The sequence below is a fragment of the Rhodococcus sp. SMB37 genome, assembly GCF_004345605.1.
Lineage (GTDB): Bacteria > Actinomycetota > Actinomycetes > Mycobacteriales > Mycobacteriaceae > Rhodococcus.
On record NZ_SLVY01000007.1, the window covers coordinates 172,306 to 193,099 of the forward strand.

Genomic DNA, 20,794 nt, shown 5'->3' on the forward strand with positions numbered 1-20,794 from the left:
CAAACTGGATTTTTCTGGAATTTGACGTATGGTGTGGTGCTGTTGAGTAATTGCCACTTCGAAACGAGGAGCGACAATGGCCGACAAGGGAAAAACACTCAAGAAGCCCGCGCAGTCCGCGAAGGAGCGCCGGGCAGAAAAACGACAGAAGGCCGCGGAGTCCGGAGAATTCATCCGTAAGCGGAAGCGGAGTTGAGACGGCGAACGCCATGAACACCGAGACTGCAGTGCTCGAGGCGCTGTATGAAAAGATCCGCGACCTCCCGATTCATTCTGTCGGTACCGATGCGCAAGGCAACGGATATCGAGCCGCCCTGGCCCGCGCACGAGTGTTCGTTCTCGACGAACGAGCCGGAGTGATCAGAGCACCGGCATGAGATAAGAAGACGGTATCGAAATGAAAAGGACACTGCATGCCCTGGACAGAATTCAGGAAAGGCTCGAAGGGGAATTGGATTCCGTAACGGTCTCCTCGGAAAAAGAAGTCGGATATCGCTCCGGAATTTCGGAGGCACTCGTGTGCGTGATGGAGGTGCGCCGATCGCTGACGAACTGACCGAGCGGTGCATCGACACCGCTGCGGGTCGGAACTGGTGATGTCCGGACGCATGGGCGGCGCGCAGGTGGCGCGCCGCCCTCCGCATCTGGACAATGGAAGAGTTCTACTTTCGCTCACCAGGAGGCTTCGTGGCCGACGGACCGCTCATCGTCCAGTCCGACAAGACCGTGCTGCTCGAGGTCGACCACGAGCAGGCGAATGCGGCCCGGCAGGCCATCGCCCCCTTCGCGGAACTCGAACGTGCACCCGAGCACGTCCACACCTACCGGGTCACGCCGTTGGCGCTGTGGAACGCACGCGCAGCCGGCCACGATGCCGAGCAGGTCGTCGATGCGCTGGTCACCTATTCCCGCTTCGCCGTACCGCAGCCGCTGCTCGTCGACATCGTCGACACCATGGGCCGCTACGGACGCCTGCAACTCGTGAAGAATCCCGCCCACGGACTCACGCTGGTCAGCTTCGACAATGCGGTGCTCGCCGAGGTGATGCGCAACAAGAAGATCGCCCCCATGCTCGGCGCACGCATCGACGACGACACCGTGATCGTGCATCCAAGCGAACGCGGTCGCCTCAAGCAGATGCTGCTCAAGGTCGGCTGGCCGGCCGAGGACCTCGCCGGGTACGTCGACGGCGAGGCGCACAGCATCGCCCTCGACTTCGAGACACATCCCTGGCATCTGCGCGACTACCAGGAGATGGCCGCGAGCTCCTTCTGGGACGGCGGTTCGGGTGTCGTCGTACTTCCCTGCGGTGCCGGCAAGACGATGGTGGGCGCGGCCGCGATGGCGAAGGCCGGTGCCACCACTTTGATCCTCGTGACGAACACCGTCGCCGGACGGCAGTGGAAGCGCGAGCTGATCGCCCGCACCTCGCTCACAGAAGAGGAAATCGGCGAGTACTCGGGTGAGAAGAAGGAGATCCGCCCGGTCACCATCGCCACCTACCAGGTGATCACCCGCAAAACGAAGGGCGAGTACCGCAACCTCGAGCTGTTCGACTCCCGCGACTGGGGACTGATGATCTATGACGAGGTGCACCTGCTTCCGGCCCCCGTGTTCCGGATGACCGCCGACCTGCAGTCCCGACGTCGTCTCGGCCTCACTGCCACGCTGGTCCGCGAGGACGGACGCGAAGGCGACGTGTTCTCACTCATCGGCCCCAAGCGGTACGACGCGCCGTGGAAGGACATCGAGGCGCAGGGGTGGATAGCCCCGGCCGACTGCGTGGAGGTGCGCGTGACGCTCACCGATGCCGAGCGGATGGCGTACGCGGTGGCCGAGCCGGAGGAACGCTACAAGCTGTGCTCGACCGCGCGCACCAAGAACGCAGTGGTCAAGTCGATCCTCGCCCGTCACCCCAACTCGCCCGCGCTCGTCATCGGTGCCTACATCGACCAGCTCGACGAGCTCGGTGAGGCCCTCGATGCCCCGGTCATCAAGGGCTCGACGCGCAGCAAGGAACGCGAGGTGTTGTTCGATCGCTTCCGCAACGGTGAGCTCGACGTCCTCGTCGTGTCGAAGGTCGCGAACTTCTCGATCGACCTGCCTGAGGCGTCGGTTGCGGTGCAGGTGTCGGGCACGTTCGGGTCGCGACAGGAAGAGGCACAGCGGCTCGGACGTCTGCTGCGCCCGAAGCAGGACGGTGGGCAGGCGCACTTCTACTCGGTGGTCTCCCGCGACACCCTCGACGCCGAGTACGCCGCGCACCGGCAACGCTTCCTTGCCGAGCAGGGGTACGCATACCGGATCACCGACGCCGACGATCTGCTCGGACCTCAGATCGGCTGATCAGTCCTGACGGACCGAACGAGTCGATCCTCGGGTCGAGCGCGTCCCATAAGCTGGAGGGCGTGCGCCGATTCGAGTTCCCCATCGACCTGCCCCATGCCAAGAGTGTGAATCAGACACTTGCCGAGGTCCGCAGCCTGCGGCGCTCCGGTGTGATCGTCGCGGTGTTGTGTGCCGCGGCCGCGGCGTGGCTGATCTATCTCGGCAAGCCGTGGTCGTACGTAGTGGGGGCGGTGCTGATCGTCGCGGCAGTCACGTCACTGTGGGTGGCGCTCTGGGCGCCACGCAAGATCGGCACCATCGAGGAGCTCTACCACGACAGCCCGTTGGTCCCGGCGGTCGTCGCCACCACGCGTGCCCGCGGCATGACGCTGCTCGCCCTCATCGATATCGCGAAGCCGGAGGCAGGCACTCACCACTACGCGCTGGTCACCCGCGACGTCCTGGCGATCCCCGGGCACCGCGCACGTGTCGGCGAGCAGGTGCCGTCGGTTGCGGTGCTGTCCGACCGCACCACGAGCAACAAGTCGGATGTGTGGCAGATGGCGAGCCCGATGCCGATCTCGTGGGGCACCCGCGACACGAAGGTCCTCGCGGAAGCCGCGGGCGCTATCGACAACGCCGAATGGCGGTTGCTTGCGAACAAGCTGAAGCTCGCCGACGAGGTCAACGCCACCGACGAGCGGCGCATGGTGCTCGACCACAAGGATCTCCCACCTGAGCTGCGCTGAAAGTGAGTTGAGACCGATATGGAAACCCGGGTCCTCACCGACGGCAGCGTGACGCTGTCACCGCCTGTCGCGGGAGACATCGACGTCATCACCGAGGCGTGCCAGGATCCTGCGATCGCCGCGTGGACGAACGTGCCGAGCCCGTACACACGAGCCGATTCTGTGCGGTTCGTCGGCGATATCGTGCCAGCGAAATGGGCGGACGGCTTCCCTGAATGGGCGATCCGCACGAGCCTTCACGAGCGATTGTGCGGGATGGTCGGGTTTCTCGAGCGTGGTGCAGAGATCCCGGAAATCGGCTACTGGATCGCCCCCGACGCGCGGCAGCATGGCTTGGCCACTGCGGCAGTGCGGCTCGCATGCGACTTCGCTTTCGCTGCCGACGGGATGGGTGTCTCGCGGATCGAATGGCGCGCATTCGTCGGCAACCTGCCGTCGGCCGCGGTCGCGCGTCGCACGGGATTCCAGTACGAGGGCATCGCCCGACACGGAACGGTGCAGCGGGGCGTTCCCCGCGACGTGTGGGTCGCCGGGTTGTTACCCGACGATCCCCGCACGCCCACCGGCACGTGGCCGATCTGAACCGGGTTCTGCGGCACAGAATCACGCGAGGTGCGGAAGCACTTCCTTCTCGAGCAGTTCGATACCCGACGTGTCGTATGCGGCTTCCGGGAAGTAGAAGATCGCGTACTCGAGGCCCTGCTTCTTCAACGCCGTGAGGTTCTCCACGATCTGCTCGGGGGTTCCCACAGCGGGCATTCCACGGAACGCGTTGAGCGCGCCGTCGGCCTTCTCCGCACCGACGATCGGTGCGAGACGGCTACGAAGTTGCTCGAGCCGGTCCTGGACTTCCTTCTCCGTCCGGCCGATCGCAACGTTGTAGTTCGCCGAACGCACGATCGCGTCGAAGTCGGTGCCGACCTCCGCGCAGTGGTTGCGCAGGATCTCCGATTTGCGGGCGAACCCTTCCGGGGTGCCGTCGAAGTTCGTGTACTGCGCGTACTTCGCGGCGATCTTCAAGGTGACCTTCTCACCACCACCCGCGATCCACAGCGGGATACCGCCGTCCTGCAACGGAAGCGGACGACAGATCGCTCCGTCGACCTGGTAGTACTTGCCGTCGAGAGTAGCGACACCGTCGGCCCACGCCTGCGTGAAGATCTGCACGCCTTCGTCGAGGCGCCCCAACCGCTCCCCTGCCGACGGGAACCCGTAGCCGTATGCGCGCCACTCGTGCTCGTACCAGCCGCCGCCGATGCCCATCTCGATGCGGCCACCGGAAATGATGTCGGCAGTCGCGGCAACCTTGGCCAGGTAGGCGGGGTTGCGGTAGGCCATCGCTGTGCACATCTGCCCGATTCGTACGCGGTCCGTCACCGCCGCAAATGCCGACACGAGCGACCACGCCTCGTGGGTCGCCTCCTCCGACGGTGCAGGCACCGTGTGGAAATGGTCGTACACCCAGATCGACTCCCAGGGGCCCTTGTCGGCGCGCTGCGCGAGATCACGCATGACCCGCCACTGATCGCCGGGGTCGATACCGACGAGGTCGAGTCGCCAACCCTGGGGAACGAAGTAGCCGAAGCGCATGCGAGTCCTTTCTGACGGTGATCGGTCCGCCGGGCGAAATCGAGAACCCGGCGCTGCACCGTCGAGTATCGCGAACTCCACGCGAGCATGCAGGAAACAGGTCCGCGGGCCCACGGCCCGGGCGACCGGAGCAGGCCAGGCACTCCGCGCAGCGTAACCATACTTATGTACCATCGTCTGTGCTGCTCAGAGAAGCTCACGTTGCAGCCCGAGTCGGTCTGGTGTGGCGCGCTACAACCCGAGCACGGATGGTCGAAGCGCGTCACCTGCGAGGAACGAATGTCACACGAATTGCACCACTTCACCATGGCCTGTGGGTACTGGGACTTGCGTATGCAGTATCTGTCGTGGGCGCCTACACCGGATTGTCATGTGCCAACCAGGCCACCCGGCACCCACCCGGAAAAACCCGCACGGGATGGCTCCTGATGGCCTCGATCGCCATCGGCGGCGTGGGCATCTGGCTGATGCACTTCATGGGAATGATGGGCTTCGACGTGCCCGCCACACTGGTCCGGTACGACCTGGGACTGACGGTGTTCTCAGCGGTGGTGGCCATGGCCGCCACCATGTTCGGACTCTGGCTCGTCACCCTGCGAACACTCGCCGGCCGGCGGTTGCCACGTGCACTCACCCTGTCCGTCGGCGGACTGCTGATGGGCCTTGCAGTGAGTCTGATGCACTACAGCGGCATGGCCGCGATCCGGATACAAGGCACCCTCACCCACACGCCGATGTTCGTCGTGGCCTCGGTGATCATCGGGATCGCCGCCTCCACTGCCGCACTGTGGCTGGCAGGAGTCACCCAACGGCACCTCGTACGTATCGCGGGAGCCCTGGTCATGGGGTGTGCCGTGGTCGCATTGCACTACACGGGTATGGCCGGGATACAGGCCACCGTCGATCCGACCGCGCAGGCACCGGAGGGGCTGACCGTCCTGTCACTGCTGCTGCCTGCATATACCCTCGGCATGATCGTCCTGGCCGTGCCGATCGTCGCGTTGCTGCTCGCGCCGCAGACCGCAGACGCTCATTTCGATACGAAGATCGCACAGCTGACCGCGCTCGATGAGCCCGCTGCCGTCGTCGAACGCGCTGCCGTCATCGAACGCGCTGCCGTCATCGAGCCCGCTGCCGTCATCGAGCCCGATCCGATCGTCGACCGGATCACAGGTCATCCCTCCGGCGCACCGCACCAGGGCACGCCCACGTAAAGAAGTCGTCAGGACATCGCGCAGAAGCGTCAGGATTTCGCATGGATCCGGTCGGGTCGGCTCCGGCGGCGCGATGGTGTGGTGCGGCGCCGACCGGCGCCGCTCCATGTCGACGACAGGAAACGAGATGGCCGACGCCGCATATGTGACGCTGATGATCGCCGGAATCGTGATGTGCGCGCTCACGTTGCGCGCACTCCACGGCAGTGGCCCTCACAACCCTTCCCCCCAGAGCGCGGGAGAACGCTGATGACGTGGGCCGGAGTGACCACCACCGCGCTGATCGTGATCGCAGCGGCGATGGTGGTGTACCTCCTGGTCGCGTTGCTCGGTCCGGAGAGGTTCTGACGCCGCGATGACTCCTGCTCTCGCTGCAGGGCTGCAGATCGCGCTGGTCGTCGCAGTCCTTGCGGTGTTGTATGTCCCCCTCGGCGACTACATGGCGAAGGTGTACACCACCGACGGGCCGAGGACGAAAGACCTGCGAATCGAGTCGATTCTCTACCGGGCGTGCCGGATCGACTCCCACGCGGAACAGACCTGGTACGGGTACGCCACCAGTGTGCTGGGGTTTTCGCTCGCGAGCGCGCTCCTCCTCTACGGTCTGCAACGCGTCCAGGGCGTGCTGCCGTTGAACAACGATCTCGAAGGCATCAGCCCCGCCGTCGCGTTCAACACCGCGATCTCGTTCGTCACCAACACCAACTGGCAGTCGTACGTCCCCGAGACCACGATGAACCCGCTGACGCAGTCGGCCGGACTCGCGGTGCAGAACTTCGTGTCCGCCGCGGTGGGTATGGGTGTCGCCGTCGCGTTGATCCGCGGGCTCGTGCGCGTCGGCCGGGGTGGCGAGATCGGCAATTTCTGGGTCGATCTCACCCGCGGTACGCTGCGCATCCTGCTCCCACTCTCGTTCGTCATCGCGCTGGCCCTGCTGAGCCAGGGCGTGATCCAGTCCTACCGGAGCGGTTTCGCCGCAACGGGACTCGACGGACATACGCTGACCACCGCTCTGGCGCCGGTCGCGTCACAAGAGGCGATCAAGGTACTGGGTACCAACGGCGGCGGCGTGCTCGCCGCGAACTCCGCGCATCCGTTCGAGAACCCGACGCCGGTGAGCAACATCGTGGAGATCATTGCCCTCCTGCTCATTCCGGTCGCTCTCACCCGCACGTTCGGCACCATGGTCGGACATCGTCGGCAGGGCCTCACTGTGCTCGCCGTGATGGCGATCCTCTACACCGCGATGCTCGCGGTGACACTCGCCGCCGAATCCCGCACTCACGGTGTCGCCGCGGACGCAGCGGGAACGATGCTCGAAGGAAAAGAGGTTCGATTCGGCATTCCGGGATCGGCGCTCTTCGCGGTGTCCACCACCGGCACGAGCACCGGTGCGGTGAACTCCGCGCACGACAGCATGTCGCCGCTCGGCGGCGGCGCCGTCCTGCTCAACATGCTGTTCGGCGAAATCGCGCCGGGCGGTGCCGGAACCGGCTTGTACGGAATTCTCGTCATCGCGATGGTCGCGGTGTTCGTCGGCGGACTGCTCGTCGGGCGCACCCCCGAATTCCTCGGTAAGAAACTGCGCACCCGCGAGATCACCCTCGCCGCGCTGAGCATCCTGGTGATGCCTGCGCTCGTCCTGATCGGTACCGCGATCGCCGTCGTCCTGCCGGCAACCGCAGGTGCCCTCGGCAACTCGGGAGACCCCGGAACACCGGGAGCGATCCACGGATACACCGAAGTGCTCTACGCATACGCGTCGGCGGCCAACAACAACGGCAGCGCCTTCGGTGGTCTCACCGTCACGAACGACTGGTTCCAGGCGAGCCTCGGGATGTGCATGTTGTTCGGACGTTTCCTGCCGATCGTGTTCGTTCTCGCTCTCGCCGGATCTCTGGCGTCTGCGCAGCGTGTGCCCGCCGGCGCGGGAACCTTGCCCACCTCGGGCGTCGCATTCGCCGGACTACTCACCGGCACAGCGGTACTGGTCGCCGCACTGACCTTCTTCCCTGCCCTTGCGCTGGGCCCGATCGCGGAGGCATTGCATTGACCGCGTCCACTACTCCCCGCACCTCCGACCCGTACTCTCCCGGGCCGCACCCCGACCGCATCACCGCGGGTGTGTTCGACTCCCGCCAACTCGCCGCGGCCGTCCCCGGTGCATTCCGCAAACTCGACCCACGACACGTCGCTCGCAATCCCGTGATGTTCGTCGTGCTGGTGGGATCGACGATCGCAACGGTCGCGGCCATTGTCGGCCCGAGCGTGTTCGCGTGGGCGATCGCCGTATGGCTGTGGTTCACCCTGTTGTTCGCCAACCTCGCCGAATCCGTCGCCGAAGGGCGCGGCAAGGCGCAGGCCGAGTCGCTACGAAAAACAAAACAGGACACAGTAGCCCGACGGTTGACCACTTCCGGCCACGAAGAATCGGTCAACGGCACCGAGCTGCGGATCGGCGACCTCGTGGTGGTCGAAGCCGGAGAACTCATCCCCGGAGACGGCGATGTGGTCGAGGGCATCGCGACGGTCGACGAATCCGCGATCACCGGCGAATCCGCCCCCGTGATTCGCGAATCCGGCGGTGACCGCTGCGCTGTGACCGCAGGCACCACCGTGTTGTCCGATCGCATCGTCGTCCGGGTCACCGCCGAGCCCGGGCACACGTTCGTCGACCGCATGATCGCGCTCGTCGAAGGTGCCGTTCGGCAGAAGACGCCCAACGAGATCGCGCTGAACATCCTTCTCGCGGCCTTGACGATCGTGCTACTCCTCGCCGTGGTCGCGGTCGGGCCGATGAGTGCGTACGCCGGCGCACAGCAGGGGCCGATCGAGCTGATCGCGCTGCTGGTGTGCCTGATCCCCACCACGATCGGCGCGCTGCTGTCGGCGATCGGCATCGCCGGGATGGACCGGCTCGTACAACGCAACGTCCTGGCCAAGTCTGGCCGCGCGGTCGAGGCGGCCGGCGACATCGACACGCTGCTGCTCGACAAGACCGGCACCATCACCTACGGCAATCGACGCGCCACCGCGCTGCACCCCGCACCGGGTATCACCGAGGACGAGCTGGCAGCCGCAGCACGGTCGTCCAGTCTGTCGGACGGTACCCCGGAAGGGCGTAGCATCGTCGAACTGTGCGCAGAGCACCACCGGCTCGACCCCCACAATGCCGCCGCCGAGGACGCCGCCGAGTTCGTGCCGTTCACGGCACAGACCCGGATGAGTGGCGTCGACATCTCCTCCAGCGGAACTGTCGTCCACATCCGCAAGGGCGCCGCCGACACCGTCGCACGTTGGGTACGCGAACAGCACGGCACGGTCCCCGGCGAAGTGACCGCGACGGTCGGCGACATCGCAGGCCGCGGCGGCACACCGCTCATGGTCGCGCGCGCGGATACGCGCGGAGCCGTGGTCGTCGGCGTCGTCGAACTGTCCGATGTCGTCAAGTCCGGTATGGCCCAACGATTCGCGCAGCTACGCGCGATGGGCATCCGTACCGTGATGATCACCGGCGACAACCCGTTGACCGCCGCGGCGATCGCGGCGGAGGCCGGCGTGGACGACTATCTCGCCGAGGCGACACCCGAGGACAAGCTCGCACTGATCCGCTCGGAACAACAGGGCGGTCGCCTCGTCGCGATGACCGGCGACGGCACCAACGACGCTCCCGCGCTCGCGCAGGCGGACGTCGGTGTCGCGATGAACACCGGGACCTCCGCCGCGAAGGAGGCGGGCAACATGGTCGATCTCGATTCCGATCCGACCAAACTGATCGAGGTCGTCGAGATCGGCAAGCAACTGCTCATCACGCGCGGCGCACTCACCACGTTCTCGCTCGCCAACGACCTGGCGAAGTACTTTGCGATCCTGCCCGCACTGTTCAGCGGGATCTACCCGCAACTGTCGTCGATGAACGTCATGGGTCTGGCGACCCCGCAGTCCGCGATCCTGTCTGCGGTGATCTTCAATGCGCTCGTGATCGTCGCGCTGATTCCGTTGGCGCTACGAGGGGTCCGATACCGCCCGTCGAGCGCGTCGTCGCTGCTGGGCCGCAACCTGCTCATCTACGGCGTCGGTGGTGTCGCGGCACCGTTCATGGGGATCTGGCTCATCGACCTCGTGGTCCGACTCGCACCGGGAATGGGATGAGACATGCACACCACGAACTTTCTTCGACAGCTCCGCGTGGGGGCGGTCGTGTTGCTCATGCTCACCGCCGTCGTCGGAGGCGTGTATCCGGCAGCGGTGTGGGTGGTGAGCCGCCTCGAGGCCGTGAGCGCCGAGGGAGCACCGTTGATCGACACGAAGGGGTGCGTGGTCGGCAGCGCGCTGATCGGTGTGGATCCGCAGGTCGCGCCCGGCGACCCCGACCCGTTCTTCCATCTGAGGGTCGTGGGGTCGATCGCCGACGAGGATCCCTTCGCACCCGGTGACCCTGCGGCCGCGCTGCCCTCGAACCAAGGTCCGAGCAGCGCTATTCTGGCAACGTTCATCGAGGAGCGGCGTAGCGCGATCGCTGCTCGTGAAGGTGTGTCTGCTGAGGAGGTGCCGGTCGATGCGGTCACCGGGTCCGGGTCCGGCGTTGACCCTCACATTTCCCCCGAGTACGCCGCGCTGCAGACCCCGCGGGTGGCACGAGTGACCGGCCTGAGCCTCGACCGCGTCCGCCAACTCGTCGCCGAACACACCGACGGCAGGCAGCTCGGGTTCCTCGGCATGGAGCGGGTGAACGTACCGGAGCTGAATGTGGCGCTCGGTCTGACGGCACCCGAATGCACCACCGGCTCGTGAGAGTGCAATGAGCGGCACCACCGCCCCGCCGACCCGACGCGGACGCCTGAGAATCTATCTCGGCGCCGCGCCGGGTGCAGGCAAGACGTACGCGATGCTGGGCGAGGCGCATCGGAGGATCGCGCGCGGCGGCGACGTCGTCGTCGCGGTCGTCGACACCCACGGGCGCATCCGCACCGAAGAGCAGCTAACCGACCTCGAAGTCGTTCCGCCGCAGTGCAGAACGTATCGAGGAACCGAGTTCGACGAACTCGACCTCGACGCCGTGCTCGCGCGAAAACCTGCGGTCGCCTTGGTGGACGAACTCGCACACACGAACGTACCCGGCGGCAGGAACGAGAAGCGCTGGCAGGACGTCGAGGAGCTGCTCGATGCGGGCATCGACGTACTGTCCACCGTCAACATCCAGCATCTCGAATCACTCAACGATGTCGTCGAGCAGATCACCGGGGTGGTGCAACGCGAAACGGTCCCGGACGCGGTGGTGCGCCGTGCCGAGCAGATCGAGCTCGTCGACATCACCCCGCAGGCGCTGCAACGGCGGCTCGCGCACGGCAACGTCTACGCGCAGGACATGGTCGACGCCGCGCTGCGCAACTATTTCCGCGAGGGAAACCTCACCGCGCTACGAGAGATCGCATTACTGTGGCTCGCCGACCAGGTCGACGTGGCACTCGCGAAATATCGCGGCGAGCACGCCATCACCGACACGTGGGAAGCACGCGAACGCGTGGTCGTCGCTGTCACCGGTGGCCCCGAGTCCGACACTCTGATTCGTCGCGCAAGCCGGATCGCGGCGAAGGCGAGCGCCGAGCTGCTGGTCGTGCACATCGTCCGCGGTGATGGCCTCACCCGGGTCTCGGACCGTCAGATGGGCAAGGTCCGGCAGCTCGCCGCAGACCTGGGCGCAGGAGTGCACAGCGTCGTCGGCGACGACGTGCCGTCGACCTTGCTCGCGTTCGCGCGGGAGGTGAATGCCACGCAGCTCGTCATCGGCACGTCGCGACGCTCCCGCTGGGCCCGGATCGTCGACGAAGGCATCGGGGCAGCCGTCATCCGCGACTCCGGCCGGATCGACGTGCATATGGTCACCCACGAACACACTGCGCGCGCACCGAAAGTGGCGTTCCTCGGCCGCCACGAACGGCGAGTCCAGGCCTGGATCGCTGCGTTCGCGATTCCCGTAGTGGCCACCGCGCTGATGATGTTGATCGACCGCACCATCGGGGTGGCGGGTCAGGAAGCCCTGTTCTTCGTCGTCGTGCTGACCGTCGCTCTGTTCGGTGGTATCGGACCGGCCATCATTGCTGCTCTGCTGTCCGGTCTGCTGTTGAACTTCTTCTTCACTGAACCGCTGCACAGTCTCACGATCGCGGCACCGGAGAACTTCGTCACCACCGTCGTACTGCTCGTCGTCGCAGTGGCCGTGGCCGCGCTCGTCGACGCTGCCGCCGCGCGAACGCGGGAGGCCCGCTTCGTGTCGCAGGAAGCCGAACTGCTCGCACTGTTCGCCGGTGCCGTACTCCGTGGTGCCGACGTGCATGCGCTGCTCGTCAAGGTACGAGAGACGTACGGCCAGAAGGGAGTGACCGTCCTGCGGGTCGAGGACGGCGTACACCACGTCGTGGACAGCACCGGCGATTCCGCGCCGACCGGGTCCGGTACGGCCGACACAGTGTGCGAGGTCGACGAGGGGCGGTACGCGCTGTTGCTGTCGGGACGACGTCTGCGTCCACGCGACCGGCGGATCCTCACCGCGGTCACGGGGCAGATCGCCGGACTCGTCCAGCAACGCGGCCTCGCTGCCGAAGCCTCCCGCGCGTCGGCGCTCGCCGAGACCGACCGGCTGCGACGACTACTGCTCTCCGCCGTCGGTCACGACCTGCGCACCCCGCTTGCTGCGGTCAAGGCTGCTGTGTCGAGCCTGCGCAGCACCGACATCGAGTTCTCCGAAGAGGACACCGCCGAGTTGCTCGCAACCGTCGAAGAATCCACCGATCAGCTCACCCGGCTGGTGACGAATCTCCTCGACTCGTCTCGCCTCGCTTCCGGGGTCGTCTCCCCCGCGCTCGATGTGGTCTACCTGGACGAAGTGGTCCATCGTGCGGTGCTCACCCTCGCAAGCGGCGGTACCGACATCGCCCATGCCCTCCGCGAACGCATCGCCATCGAGGTCGACGACACCACCGTCTGCGCCGACGAGGCACTGCTCGAGAGGGTTCTCGCGAACCTGATCGACAACGCGGTGAGGTATGCACCCGGCGGCCCGGTCCGTGTCGATGCCACCGTCGCCGAAGCCCGCACCATCGTCACCGTGACCGACCACGGCCCCGGCTTTCTGCACGCCGACCACAGCGACGCGTTCGCTGTCTTCCCTCGATCCGGGGATCGTCGGCCGACCGGCGGCGCGGGCCTCGGACTCACCGTCGCCCGGGGGTTCGTCGACGCGATGGGCGGCACCCTCACCATCACCGACACCCCCGGCGGAGGCACCACCATGGTGATCGACCTTCCCACGTCACCGGGCAGGATGGATTCGTGACTCGCATCCTGGTGGTCGACGACGAACCGCAGCTCCTGCGTGCCCTGCGCATCAACCTCCAGGCCCGCGGCTACGACGTGGTCACCGCCTCCGATGGCGCCTCAGCCCTGCGTGCCGCAGCACAGCACCATCCCGACGTGATCGTCCTCGACCTCGGTCTACCCGACATCGACGGGATCGAGGTCCTCGCAGGACTCCGCGGCTGGTGCACCGCCCCGGTGATCGTGCTGTCGGCCCGCACCGATGCGGCCGACAAGGTTGCAGCTCTCGACACCGGAGCCGACGACTACGTCACCAAGCCGTTCGGGATGGAAGAGTTCATGGCCCGGATCCGCGCGGCCGCCCGGCGCGCCACCGCATCCCCCGGGCTACCGGATCCCGTGGTGGTCGCCGCAGCCTTCACCGTCGACCTAGAAGCCAAGAAGGTCACGCGCGACGGTGTCGACGTGCACCTGACACCCACGGAATGGGGAATGCTCGAGATGCTCGTCCGCAACCGCGGCAAGCTCGTCGGGCAACGTGAACTACTCACCGAACTGTGGGGGCCGACGTACGTCACGCAGACGCACTATCTGCGCGTCTACCTCACCCAGCTGCGGCACAAGCTCGAACCGGACCCCGCGCATCCGCGGCACTTGATCACGGAACCTGGTCGGGGCTACCGGTTCGAACCTTAACGTCTCCCCTGCCTGAAGGCAGGAGATTCCCGACTCACACCGCACCCGAACCACCACCCGAAGGAGGCGGACCCCAGTGACCTACGTCGTCGACACCGGTGTGGCCACGCTCCGCCACAGCCAGAATCACTCCGGCAGCGTTCCGATCCCGGCACGCGGTGTGTCCGCATGCCCAGCATCGGAAGATTCGTTCCCCGAGTCCGAGGGGTTGCTCGGCTCTCGCGAAACACCCCGAACACGTCATCGTCGTATACGCGGGCCGCACCAACACCACCTTCCGGCCGGCCCGCCTGCCACGTTCGACAAGTTCCCGCTTCATGGTCGCGACCGCCGCATCCGCAGCCTTGCGCGCCATGTGCGATTTCGCCAGGAACTTCGGCTTGAAATCCTCCACCGCCAACAACTGATGCTCGTCGACAACCCGCGTGGCCCAGGCTCGTCCGTCGTGCCGGTTCTGCCGGGCCGCTTTCTTGTGCACCTTCGCGACCTGCCTGCGGGCCTGCTGGTAGCCCTTCGACGGCGCCTGCCCCTTCCCACGCCGGCGTCGCGCCATCCGTTTCTGGGATTTCGCCAACTCCGCAGAGCACCGTCTCCGATATTCGGCATGCGGCAGATCGAACTGCTCATCGGTGGCCGTCGCGGTCTGCGTGACGCCCCAGTCGATCCCCACACGACTGTCCTCCTCAACGGCAGGGATCAGCTGTCTCTCGCGGGTCACCACAAACGACGCCCACCAATAGCCGAGCGAATCACGCGTGATGCGCACACTCGACGGCTCCGACGGCAAGTCACGGGACCACACCACCGGCATCGTCACACCTTTGGGCACCAACTGCTCGTCGCGGATCCGGAAACCGCGGCGGGTGTATTCGAGCGACGGCAACGCCTTTTTCCGCGCCTTGTAGCGGGGACGACCGCGGCCTTTGACGGTGAACGAGGCATCCAACGCCTGCGCGTAGGTGCGGAGCATCTGCTGCTGCGCGACCTGAGAACCCTCCCGCAACCACGACGAACGGGCGCGGGTCTCGGTCAGCATGGTGCCCAGTTTCGTGAAGTTCGGTTTCCGACCAGTCTTCTGTTGGTGGACAGCTTCGTTCCACAAAAATCGGCAACGGTGCCATTCCTCGATCAGGGCACGTTCGGCGAGCGCATCCGGCCTCAGTCGGTACTTGTAACGCACCACCTCGGTCCCCATGCCCGGCACCATATCCGCGCCCACCGACACGGTGTGCTCGGTCCGACACGGTTGCTCCACGCAGCCCACCTTTTGGAAGGAGGACGGCGCTTCCTCTCCCTCGTGAACGAGGGAGTATCCGCGCCGAAGGCGGTGACGACTCCCGGATGGCCGGCGTCACGCAGTCGCAACAGCCGATCGCGATGCCGGCGCGTAGCGGTTCACCGGGCGTTCCAGTCCGTAGTGTCCACGCAGCGTCGTCGCGGTGTAGTCGGTGCGGAACAGGCCACGCTCCTGCAGGATCGGCACGACCAGCGCCGTGAAGTCCTCGAGGCCGCCGGGCAGATACGGCGGCATGACATTGAACCCGTCGGCCGCATCGCTGACGAACCAGAGCTGGATCTCGTCGGCGATCTGCGTGGGTGTACCGGCGAAAGTGCGGTGCCCGCGCCCGCCGCCGAGCTTGGCGATCAGCTGCCGCACGGTGAGCTCCTCCTTCTCGGCGAGGTCCTTCACCAGCTGGTAGCGACTCTTGTTGCCCTGGATCTCGTCGATGGGCGGCAGCGGTGGCAACGGCGCGTCGAGTGAATGCTCGGTGAGGTCGACGCCGACCATCCGAGAGAGCTGGCGCAGTGAGTAGGCGGGCGAGATGAGATCGGTGAATTCCTGTTCGAGGGCCTTCGCCTCCTCCTCCGTTGCGCCGACGAACGGAACGATCCCCGGCAGGATCTTGAGCGACTGTGGGTCGCGGCCCGCCTTGATGACGCGGGCTTTCAAGTCTCGGTAGAACTCCTGTCCTTCGGCCAGCGTACGTTGTGCGGTGAACACGGCCTCTGCATATTCCGCAGCGAAGTCTTTGCCGCTCTCCGACGATCCGGCTTGCACCAGGACAGGACGGCCCTGCACCGAACGCGGTGAGTTGAGCGGACCCCGGATCCGGAAGCGTTCACCTTCGTGCTCGACTGCATGGACCTTGGAAGGATCAGCGAATCGACCTGTTGCGGCATCGAGTTCGATCGCGTCGTCCTCCCAGCTGTCCCACAATGCAACAGCGACATCGACGAATTCGGCTGCGCGGTCGTAACGGCCTGCATGGTCGGGGGTCTCGTCGTACCCGAAATTGCGGGCCTCGTCCTCGCCCCCCGAGGTGACGATGTTCCAGCCTGCGCGGCCACCACTGATGTGATCGAGGGACGCGAATTTCCGAGCCAGGTTGTAGGGCTCGCTGTATCCGGTGGAGGCGGTGGCGATGAGACCGACGTGCTCGGTCACCACGGCCATTGCGCTCAGGAGTGTGATGGGCTCGAAGATGGCCTGCGCGTTGTGTTCGACGCGGGGGCCGATCGCGAGACCGTCCGCGAAGAACACCGAGTCGAGTTTTCCACGTTCGGCGATCTGCGCGAGTTCCTGGAAATGTTTCACATCGAGGACCCGGTGGGCCTCGGTGCGGGGGTGGCGCCACGCTGCTTCGTGATGGCCGACACCCATCAGGAATGCGTTGAGGTTGAGTTGCTTCGGAGAGTGAGACATGACTACCTAACCGAGGACGTTTCTGGATGGATGAAGGGCACGATCACTGCGAGACGCGCCAGCGTGAGAGCCTGCGTTCGACGGTCACGAGGATGCCGTTGAAGACGAGACCGACGATCGAGATCGCGATGATGCCTGCGTACATGTTCGGGATCTGGAAGTTCAGCTGTGACGCGGTGATCAGATATCCGAGACCGGCTTTGGCCCCGACCATTTCAGCGGCGATGAGCACCAGGATCGAGGATGCCGCGGCCATCCGGATTCCCGTGAAGATCGTCGGCACCGCAGCGGGCAGGATCACTTTCTGGAACAGCCGGTACGACGGAAGCCCCAGTGAGCGAGCCGATTTGACCAGCAGCGCATCCACCGTGCGCACACCCGAAATGGTGTTGAGCAGGATCGGGAAGGTGCTCGCGTAGACCACGAGGGCAATCTTCGAGGTCTCACCGATGCCGAGGATCAGGATGAACACCGGAAGCAACGCGAGCGCGGCCGTATTGCGGAAGATCTCGAGGATCGGGTTGAGTGTTTCGGCGACCGGCTTGTACCAGCCGATCGCCACACCGAGCGGAACCGCGAACACGAGCGCGATCGCGAATCCGGTGAGTGCGCGAGTCAGGCTCGCACCCAGATGCTGCGCGAGTTGGCCGCCCACGACCAGCTCCCGAAACGCACTGAGCACCGTGGTGAGCGGAGGCAGGAACACGTCGTCGACGAGACCCACGCGTGGCGCGATCTCCCAGAGGGCGAAGAACGCGACGATGGCGACGGCCGGCTTGAAGATCTTCCACGCCACTGCACGTCCGCGGTCCACAGCGGTTGACGCGGAGGCAACGGCCCGTGTGTCCGCCTTCCGTTCGATGACGGACGCAGGCTCTTCGATGGGCCGGATCAGTGTGGAACTAGTGCTGGACATGGTTCACCTCGGTATGTAGTTCGCTCCAGATGTCGTGGCGATGACGACGGAATGCGTCGCCGGACCTGACATCGTCGACGGTGCGATCGATCTCGATGTCGACGATGGTCTTGATTCGTCCGGGACGGGCGGTCAGGACTGCGACGCGCTGTCCGAGGTAGACGGCTTCGTCGATGCCGTGGGTGATGAACAGGATCGTCTTGCCGGTTTCCCGCCAGATCCGCAGGAGCTCGTCCTGCAAGGATTCGCGGGTCTGCGCGTCGAGCGCCGCGAAGGGTTCGTCCATCAACAGCACCTCGGGGTCGAACGCGAGGCTGCGCGCGATGGCCACACGTTGCTTCATGCCGCCCGAGAGTTCATGCGGGTAGCGGTCGCCGAAGCCGTGCAGCCCGACCAGTTCGAGGTAGTGCTCGGCGAGTTCACGTCGCTCCTTCTTCGGCAATCCCTTCGCTTCGAGGCCGAATTCGATGTTCGAGCGGGCGGTGCGCCACGGGAGGAGCGCGTACTGCTGGAAGACGATGCCCCGGTCGAGTCCCGGACCCGATATCTCGCGGCCGTCCAGAAGGATTCGGCCGGAGGTCGGTTCGCTCAGCCCGCCGAGAAGGTCGAGCAGCGTGGACTTGCCGCATCCGCTGGGGCCGACGAGGACGAGGAACTCGCCCTCCGCGAGGTCGATGCTGACGTCGTCGAGCGCGGTCAATCGGCCGTTGCTGTCGCGAACGTCGAATTGCTTGGTCACGTTCTCCAGTCGGAGCTTCGGGGTCGTCTTCGGCGCCGTTTTCAGGGTCGTCTTCAGGATTGTCACTGCACTGCCTCCTCGACGGGTTCACCGTTCGGGCCGCTGTTCGGGTCGTAGGTTCCGTTGGCGTAGGGGTTGAATTCGTTGGTGTAGACCTCGGAGGTCGTGAACGTGCCCTCGTCGAGTTCACCGTTGCGGGTCAGCCAGTCCAGCCACGTCCGGATTTCCTTGTCGGCGATCACGCCGCCCGGACCGGCAACTCCGGTGCTCTTCCAATAGCCCACGAGGTCGGTGTTCTCGTTGCGGCCGCGACTGTTGATGATGTCCTCGAACTCGGCGACCACCTCGTCGCGGGGAGTGGTCTGAGCCCAGCGGATGGCACGTGCGGTGCCCTGCACGAAATCTTCGACGGCGCCGCGGTTGGTCGCGATGAAGTCGTCGCGGAACACATACGTTCCGTAGGTGAACGCTCCGAACAGCGATTCATCGGTGAACAGTGGCCGAATTCCACCGCGCTCGACGGCGGTCTCACGGAACACACTTCCAAGGGTTCCGACGTCGATCTGGCCTTCGCGAAGTGCCTGCTCGGTGTTGACCGGAGGCACCACAGTGAGTTCGACCTGTGCGATCTCCTCGGGTGTCAAGCCCTCCTGCGCGAGCCATTCACGCGTCAGGAATTCGTGGTGGGCTCCGAGTGTGTTCATGCCGACCTTCTTGCCGATCAGATCGCGCGCCTCACGGATCGGGCTGTCGTCGAGTACGTAGTACCCCTGGAAACTCTCTTTGTCCGCGCCGTAGTAGCCGAGGACAGAGGTGAGCGGCGCGCCACCGGCCTGAGCTTTGATGACGGCACCGTTGAAGGCCCCGCCGAACTCGACCTGCCCGGTGGCGGTGTTCTGCAACGACTGGGGTCCGTTGCCGTTGTCGCCGATCCATTCGAGTTCGACGTCCTCGTAATATCCGAGCGCTTCGGCAAGCTCGGCGTAGACGACCTGTGCGGGTGAACCCTCGTACCGCAGGACGGTCTTACCGTCGGCGGTCACGGCGGCATCCGAGCTCGACGAGCAGGCTACGGTCAGTGAGGTCAAAGTGAGAAGTGCTGCAGCTGCGGAGATGGCGGTCACGAGGCGCCGGCGCAGCGTGTGGTGAGACATCGTGTTCGAGGTGTCCTTGCGTCGGCCCGTATGCACGGGCACCGGTTCGAGTGTGTGGTTGCGGTTCAGCGACAACACGGACAGCTACGCACGACGATTTCCCTTCTGTTCGATGACGACCGTGCAAGCATCGCGATCTGTCACCTCACCGACAATGGTTCGGCGCACGGTGAGTAAAAGGAGACGCCACAGATGCGCGCTCGACGGACAAGTGCGTCGTGCCGAGCGCGGTTATCCGCTGCGTTCGCTGATAGCTGCGTTCCCGAAAATCAGGGGCGTCACTCGAGGCGATAGCGTCTGCCGAGTTCGTCGAGTCGCGCGCGAAGCCCTTCGAGAATGGGGCGCTGCCCTTTGTGAAGCTTGAACTCGGCGTCGGGCAGCGACCACCACCGTGCGTCGTCGACCTCCGGAAACTGTTGTATCTTCCCCGACTTCGGAGGCCATTCGAGGTCGAACATGTTGCTGGACACCAACTGCAGGTCTGTCGCGGTTTCGCCGGTGTAGACGCTCACGATCTTCCCGGACGGCTGCTTGTAACGTCCCAGCAGAGTCAAAGGCACATCGGGAGCGGGAAATCCGCACTCCTCCTCGAATTCGCGCAATGCGACGTCGCGAGGATCCTCCTCGTCGCCGTACTCGCCCTTGGGAACCGACCACGCGGCCTCGTCCTTACCCTTCCAGTACGGCCCACCCGGATGCACGAGCCACACCTGAAGAAGGCCCGAGTCGTCGATGCGATACAGCAGCAGGCCCGCGCTCGTGACGGTCATGCGACGGCAACCGGCTGTCGAAGTATGGTTTTCAGCTTCTCCGGTGCGGTGCGCCGGGGGTCGCTCAGGTAGATCTCGTGATGTTTGCCGTCGAAGGTGAGACCTCGCTCGGGAATCACACTGTGGTGAAGCCTCTCGAGAATCGGGCCTTCATCGTCGTACGCGCCGATGTGCAGGATCTGTACGCACTTTCCCTCGGTCCACGTCGTCGAATACAGCTTCGGTAACCCCGGCAGATCCTTCTTCGCCGCCGCGACAGACTTCGCCGAGTCGATCATGTCGTGGGTGATCCACGGCGGCTGGTTGATCATCATCGTCCACTTCCAGGCCTGTTTGTCGCGGGTGACGAAGGTCGACATGTCGTCGGCCCACCACAATCCTTCCAACGGCCCCACAACGGCATCGCGCTCGAGGTTCTGCTTCGACACGAACTTCACCGTGTACGCCACGCTGTACAGGGCCTCGACCGCCTCCGCATATGCCGAGCTGATGTTCGGGTCTCCACTCCCGTCGACCGCGAGGTACCGGAACTCGGGTACATCCACTTCCGTAAAGTCGTCGGACGGCGGAGAATACAAGTCCTTGTGTGCACGTTTGACGTCGTACTTCTCCATACG

The 20,794-nt window shown here is 65.2% G+C and carries 20 protein-coding genes; 12 read left to right on the plus strand and 8 right to left on the minus strand.

Annotation, left to right across the window (positions count from 1 at the left end; translation table 11 throughout):
• Positions 1 to 209: 209 nt before the first annotated feature.
• The 4 genes from EV641_RS29485 to EV641_RS13905 all read left to right on the plus strand — a co-directional run bounded on the left by EV641_RS29485 (position 210) and on the right by EV641_RS13905 (position 3,659).
• Positions 210 to 377, plus strand: coding sequence for a hypothetical protein (locus EV641_RS29485; protein ID WP_199233246.1), 168 nt, complete (start codon positions 210 to 212; stop codon positions 375 to 377).
• 310 nt (positions 378 to 687) lie between these two features.
• A complete protein-coding gene (locus EV641_RS13895) occupies positions 688 to 2,346 on the plus strand; it encodes a DNA repair helicase XPB (protein WP_132472366.1) in 1,659 nt (552 codons plus the stop codon).
• Positions 2,347 to 2,408: 62 nt separating this feature from the next.
• Positions 2,409 to 3,077: a DUF3239 domain-containing protein gene (locus tag EV641_RS13900; protein ID WP_132472368.1), complete on the plus strand. Its 669-nt coding sequence runs from the start codon at positions 2,409 to 2,411 to the stop codon at positions 3,075 to 3,077.
• 18 nt (positions 3,078 to 3,095) lie between these two features.
• Positions 3,096 to 3,659, plus strand: a complete 564-nt coding sequence (locus tag EV641_RS13905; RefSeq protein ID WP_132472370.1) for a GNAT family N-acetyltransferase — start codon at positions 3,096 to 3,098, stop codon at positions 3,657 to 3,659.
• A gap of 21 nt (positions 3,660 to 3,680) precedes the next feature.
• Here EV641_RS13905 and EV641_RS13910 read toward each other — a convergent pair whose 3' ends face one another.
• Positions 3,681 to 4,667: an LLM class F420-dependent oxidoreductase gene (locus EV641_RS13910; protein WP_132472372.1), complete on the minus strand. Its 987-nt coding sequence runs from the start codon at positions 4,665 to 4,667 to the stop codon at positions 3,681 to 3,683.
• Between the two features lie 347 nt (positions 4,668 to 5,014).
• Here EV641_RS13910 and EV641_RS13915 point away from each other — a divergent pair, with 347 nt between their 5' ends.
• The 8 genes from EV641_RS13915 to EV641_RS13945 all read left to right on the plus strand — a co-directional run bounded on the left by EV641_RS13915 (position 5,015) and on the right by EV641_RS13945 (position 13,894).
• Positions 5,015 to 5,881 (plus strand): MHYT domain-containing protein, encoded by an 867-nt coding sequence (locus EV641_RS13915; RefSeq protein WP_241997203.1) that lies wholly within the window; start codon positions 5,015 to 5,017, stop codon positions 5,879 to 5,881.
• A gap of 127 nt (positions 5,882 to 6,008) precedes the next feature.
• Positions 6,009 to 6,131 carry a hypothetical protein gene (locus tag EV641_RS30155; RefSeq protein ID WP_277874500.1) on the plus strand — a complete coding sequence of 41 codons (123 nt, stop codon included), beginning with the start codon at positions 6,009 to 6,011 and terminating at the stop codon, positions 6,129 to 6,131.
• On the plus strand, positions 6,131 to 6,229 hold the full coding sequence (gene kdpF, locus EV641_RS13920; RefSeq protein ID WP_132472374.1) for a K(+)-transporting ATPase subunit F: 99 nt from the start codon (positions 6,131 to 6,133) through the stop codon (positions 6,227 to 6,229). The genes EV641_RS30155 and kdpF overlap by 1 nt, the downstream gene beginning before the upstream one ends.
• A 7-nt stretch (positions 6,230 to 6,236) precedes the next feature.
• Complete coding sequence (gene kdpA / locus EV641_RS13925) at positions 6,237 to 7,934, plus strand: potassium-transporting ATPase subunit KdpA (protein WP_132472376.1); 1,698 nt, start codon at positions 6,237 to 6,239, stop codon at positions 7,932 to 7,934.
• A gap of 71 nt (positions 7,935 to 8,005) precedes the next feature.
• Positions 8,006 to 10,033 carry a potassium-transporting ATPase subunit KdpB gene (gene kdpB / locus EV641_RS13930; protein ID WP_199233256.1) on the plus strand — a complete coding sequence of 676 codons (2,028 nt, stop codon included), beginning with the start codon at positions 8,006 to 8,008 and terminating at the stop codon, positions 10,031 to 10,033.
• A gap of 3 nt (positions 10,034 to 10,036) precedes the next feature.
• Positions 10,037 to 10,675, plus strand: coding sequence for a potassium-transporting ATPase subunit C (locus tag EV641_RS13935; RefSeq protein WP_132472380.1), 639 nt, complete (start codon positions 10,037 to 10,039; stop codon positions 10,673 to 10,675).
• Between the two features lie 7 nt (positions 10,676 to 10,682).
• On the plus strand, positions 10,683 to 13,217 hold the full coding sequence (locus tag EV641_RS13940; RefSeq protein ID WP_132472382.1) for a sensor histidine kinase KdpD: 2,535 nt from the start codon (positions 10,683 to 10,685) through the stop codon (positions 13,215 to 13,217).
• Positions 13,214 to 13,894 carry a response regulator gene (locus tag EV641_RS13945; protein WP_132472384.1) on the plus strand — a complete coding sequence of 227 codons (681 nt, stop codon included), beginning with the start codon at positions 13,214 to 13,216 and terminating at the stop codon, positions 13,892 to 13,894. Before EV641_RS13940 ends, EV641_RS13945 begins: the two co-directional genes overlap by 4 nt.
• Positions 13,895 to 13,928: 34 nt before the next feature.
• Here EV641_RS13945 and EV641_RS13950 read toward each other — a convergent pair whose 3' ends face one another.
• From EV641_RS13950 to EV641_RS13980, 7 genes are all read right to left on the minus strand, one after another.
• Complete coding sequence (locus tag EV641_RS13950) at positions 13,929 to 15,089, minus strand: RNA-guided endonuclease TnpB family protein (protein ID WP_132472504.1); 1,161 nt, start codon at positions 15,087 to 15,089, stop codon at positions 13,929 to 13,931.
• 156 nt (positions 15,090 to 15,245) lie between these two features.
• The gene (locus EV641_RS13955) at positions 15,246 to 16,598 is read right to left on the minus strand and encodes an LLM class flavin-dependent oxidoreductase (RefSeq protein WP_132472386.1); all 1,353 of its coding nucleotides are present in this window, start codon (positions 16,596 to 16,598) and stop codon (positions 15,246 to 15,248) included.
• Positions 16,599 to 16,641: 43 nt separating this feature from the next.
• Complete coding sequence (locus EV641_RS13960) at positions 16,642 to 17,514, minus strand: ABC transporter permease (RefSeq protein WP_132472388.1); 873 nt, start codon at positions 17,512 to 17,514, stop codon at positions 16,642 to 16,644.
• Complete coding sequence (locus EV641_RS13965; RefSeq protein ID WP_241997215.1) at positions 17,501 to 18,313, minus strand: ABC transporter ATP-binding protein; 813 nt, start codon at positions 18,311 to 18,313, stop codon at positions 17,501 to 17,503. The genes EV641_RS13960 and EV641_RS13965 overlap by 14 nt, the downstream gene beginning before the upstream one ends.
• 2 nt (positions 18,314 to 18,315) lie before the next feature.
• Positions 18,316 to 19,407: an ABC transporter substrate-binding protein gene (locus EV641_RS13970; protein ID WP_132472508.1), complete on the minus strand. Its 1,092-nt coding sequence runs from the start codon at positions 19,405 to 19,407 to the stop codon at positions 18,316 to 18,318.
• 278 nt (positions 19,408 to 19,685) lie between these two features.
• A complete protein-coding gene (locus EV641_RS13975; protein WP_132472390.1) occupies positions 19,686 to 20,177 on the minus strand; it encodes an NUDIX domain-containing protein in 492 nt (163 codons plus the stop codon).
• Positions 20,174 to 20,791 (minus strand): GyrI-like domain-containing protein, encoded by a 618-nt coding sequence (locus EV641_RS13980; protein ID WP_132472392.1) that lies wholly within the window; start codon positions 20,789 to 20,791, stop codon positions 20,174 to 20,176. The genes EV641_RS13975 and EV641_RS13980 overlap by 4 nt, the downstream gene beginning before the upstream one ends.
• Between the last annotated feature and the right edge of the window lie 3 nt (positions 20,792 to 20,794).

Coding starts and splice junctions, on each gene's coding strand:
- EV641_RS13935 (WP_132472380.1), top strand. CDS start 10,037: ATGCACACCACGAACTTTCTTCGACAGCTCCGCGTGGGGGCGGTCGTG.
- EV641_RS13955 (WP_132472386.1), bottom strand. CDS start 16,598: ATGTCTCACTCTCCGAAGCAACTCAACCTCAACGCATTCCTGATGGGT.
- kdpA (WP_132472376.1), top strand. CDS start 6,237: ATGACTCCTGCTCTCGCTGCAGGGCTGCAGATCGCGCTGGTCGTCGCA.
- EV641_RS13905 (WP_132472370.1), top strand. CDS start 3,096: ATGGAAACCCGGGTCCTCACCGACGGCAGCGTGACGCTGTCACCGCCT.
- EV641_RS29485 (WP_199233246.1), top strand. CDS start 210: ATGAACACCGAGACTGCAGTGCTCGAGGCGCTGTATGAAAAGATCCGC.
- EV641_RS13980 (WP_132472392.1), bottom strand. CDS start 20,791: ATGGAGAAGTACGACGTCAAACGTGCACACAAGGACTTGTATTCTCCG.
- EV641_RS13970 (WP_132472508.1), bottom strand. CDS start 19,407: ATGTCTCACCACACGCTGCGCCGGCGCCTCGTGACCGCCATCTCCGCA.
- EV641_RS13910 (WP_132472372.1), bottom strand. CDS start 4,667: ATGCGCTTCGGCTACTTCGTTCCCCAGGGTTGGCGACTCGACCTCGTC.
- EV641_RS13950 (WP_132472504.1), bottom strand. CDS start 15,089: ATGGGGACCGAGGTGGTGCGTTACAAGTACCGACTGAGGCCGGATGCG.
- EV641_RS13940 (WP_132472382.1), top strand. CDS start 10,683: ATGAGCGGCACCACCGCCCCGCCGACCCGACGCGGACGCCTGAGAATC.
- EV641_RS30155 (WP_277874500.1), top strand. CDS start 6,009: ATGGCCGACGCCGCATATGTGACGCTGATGATCGCCGGAATCGTGATG.
- EV641_RS13960 (WP_132472388.1), bottom strand. CDS start 17,514: ATGTCCAGCACTAGTTCCACACTGATCCGGCCCATCGAAGAGCCTGCG.
- kdpF (WP_132472374.1), top strand. CDS start 6,131: ATGACGTGGGCCGGAGTGACCACCACCGCGCTGATCGTGATCGCAGCG.
- EV641_RS13975 (WP_132472390.1), bottom strand. CDS start 20,177: ATGACCGTCACGAGCGCGGGCCTGCTGCTGTATCGCATCGACGACTCG.